The sequence below is a fragment of the Salidesulfovibrio brasiliensis JCM 12178 genome, from assembly GCF_001311825.1.
In the GTDB taxonomy this organism is placed as follows: domain Bacteria; phylum Desulfobacterota; class Desulfovibrionia; order Desulfovibrionales; family Desulfovibrionaceae; genus Pseudodesulfovibrio; species Pseudodesulfovibrio brasiliensis.
This window is the reverse complement of the sequence record NZ_BBCB01000154.1, coordinates 1-2130: the sequence shown is the minus strand read 5'-3', so window position 1 is coordinate 2130 and position 2130 is coordinate 1. Positions and strand designations below refer to the sequence as shown.

3 protein-coding genes are annotated in these 2130 nt (G+C 64.4%); 1 reads left to right on the top strand and 2 read right to left on the bottom strand.

Features of this window, described 5'->3' with window-relative positions; translation table 11 throughout:
- Both JCM12178_RS17250 and JCM12178_RS17245 read right to left on the bottom strand, forming a co-directional pair.
- Nucleotides 1-456: AraC family ligand binding domain-containing protein (locus JCM12178_RS17250; RefSeq protein WP_172677181.1), on the bottom strand; the 456-nt coding region annotated here is incomplete at its 3' end.
- A 35-nt stretch (nucleotides 457-491) separates the two neighbouring features.
- Nucleotides 492-1112 carry a LysE/ArgO family amino acid transporter gene (locus JCM12178_RS17245; protein WP_054653206.1) on the bottom strand — a complete coding sequence of 207 codons (621 nt, stop codon included), beginning with the start codon at nucleotides 1110-1112 and terminating at the stop codon, nucleotides 492-494.
- A 104-nt stretch (nucleotides 1113-1216) separates the two neighbouring features.
- Between JCM12178_RS17245 and JCM12178_RS17240 the strand changes: the two genes are divergently transcribed.
- The gene (locus JCM12178_RS17240) at nucleotides 1217-2122 is read left to right on the top strand and encodes a LysR family transcriptional regulator ArgP (protein ID WP_245628857.1); all 906 of its coding nucleotides are present in this window, start codon (nucleotides 1217-1219) and stop codon (nucleotides 2120-2122) included.
- The last annotated feature ends 8 nt before the right edge of the window (nucleotides 2123-2130 follow it).

The following is a 2130-nucleotide window of genomic DNA, read 5'->3' as shown; positions in this document are numbered from 1 at the left end:
CGCGGCAGAGGCTCGCGAAACGGCGGTATCCAGCGCCAGCCGCTCGGCCCGGCCCGCCACCGTCACCCCCAGCTCCCTGAGGACCCGGTGGATCAGTCGGTCCTGCACCACCACGGAGCGGAACTCCGGCAGCCCGTCCTTTTCAGCCAGCTCCCGCGCGGCCCGCTCCAGCATCTGGTCGCCAAAACTGACCACCCAGTAGGAAATGCGTGTGCCCGGACTGGTGATGACCCCGGAGTGGACCAGTCCCGGATTGAACAGGGCCACCTCGCCTGCGCGCACGAACGAGCTGCCCATACCCGGCTGGCGGCAATAGCAGCCCCCGGCATCCATGATGCCCACGGAATGGACCGGGTGGGTGTGGTTCGGAAACGAGTGCCCGGAGTCAATGACCGCCTGAATCTCGATGCCGTCCAGGCCCTGCGGCCTGATGTATTGAATAGTGCCTCTGCCCATGTTCGGCCTCTTGCGAAACGGTTGCACAACACCCGTTACATGGCAAGGGCGGCAAGGTCTTGCAAAATATTGCTGCTCCGGGCCGCCGAACGCAACAGCCCGGCCGCGATACCCCACATGGTCACGCCCACGACCCCGTCCAGCACCCGCCACGTCACGGAGCGGGCAAAGAGCGGCGCAAGCATCCGCCCCCCAAGCGTCAAACACAGGAACCACGCCACCGAAGCCGTGACCGCACCGGCACCGAAAACGTATCTGGCCGGGGTCGCATACTGGCCGCTGATGCCGCCCAGCAGCACCACCGTGTCCAGATACAGGTGGGGATTCAACAGGCTCACCGCCAGCGTCATGCCGATGGTCCGGCGCAGCGTGTCCGCCGTTTCAGCGTCCGCCTCCAGCCGTCCACCCCGAACCATGGAGCGAAACGCCCCCCAGCCATACCACAGCAGAAACACCGAACCGCCCCACGCCGCCACCGTCCCGAGCACAGGATTGGCAGCCACCGCCGTCCCGACCCCGGAAACCCCAAGCGAAGTGCAGGCCATGTCGATCACAATACACAGCATCGCCACCAGCAACGGCCGGTTGTTCCTGACCCCCTGCGTGAGCACGAACGCGTTCTGGGCCCCGATGGCCACGATCAGCCCGCCGCCCATGGCAAAGCCTCAACATACGGTGTCATCATCGATCACCCCCCTTGGACCCCGACGCTAAACACTCCCCTCGAACAAATGAAGCTAATTGTTTTAATGGATCATTAATGATAGTAATGCCCATGCTCGATTACAGACTTGTGGAGGCGTTCGCCGCAGTTGTCGAGGCCGGTGGGTTCGAAAAGGCCGCCAAACGGCTGCACATCACCCAATCCGCCGTTTCCCAACGCGTGAAGCAGCTGGAGGAAAGCACCGGGTGCATTCTGCTGGTACGCTCTTCGCCGCCCAAGCCCACCGTCGCCGGACAAGAGATGCTCCGCCACTACCGGCAGGTCTCGCGCCTCGAAGAAGACCTCTCCGCAGGCATAGGCCAACCCCGAAACGAATTCTCCACCCTGCCCGTCGCCGTCAACGCCGACAGCCTCGCCACATGGTTCCTGCCCGCTGTCCGCCAATACATGCAGACCCGCCCCGTGCTCCTCGACCTGCGCGTGGAAGATCAGGACAAAACCCACACCCTGCTCAGAAACGGCGACGTCCTCGGCTGCATCTCGTCCCGCGCCGAAGCCTTTCAAGGCTGCCGCGTCAAACACCTCGGCACCATGCGCTACCGCCTCGTAGGCACCCCCGACTACCAGACCCGCTGGTACCCCGACTCCCCCCACCCCCGGAAGCCGCCCACCCGCGCCCCCATGCTCATCTTCAACCGCCACGACACCCTCCACGACCAACTCTTCGAACGCGCCTTCGGCCACACCGTCCCAGTCCCCGCCGCCTACGCCCCCTCCGCTGCCCGCTTCCCCGACTTCATCGCCTCAGGAACCGTCGCCGGAATGATCCCCGAAGAACAAAGCCGACCGCTCATCGACGCCGGAACGCTCGTGGACCTCTTCCCCGACGTCACCGTAGACGTCCGCCTGCACTGGCACTGCTGGAACATCGAATCCCCCATGCTCGAAGACTTCGGCAACGAACTGGCAGCAGGAGCCAAAAGGGAGATGACAAGGTGCTAGAAGGGGTG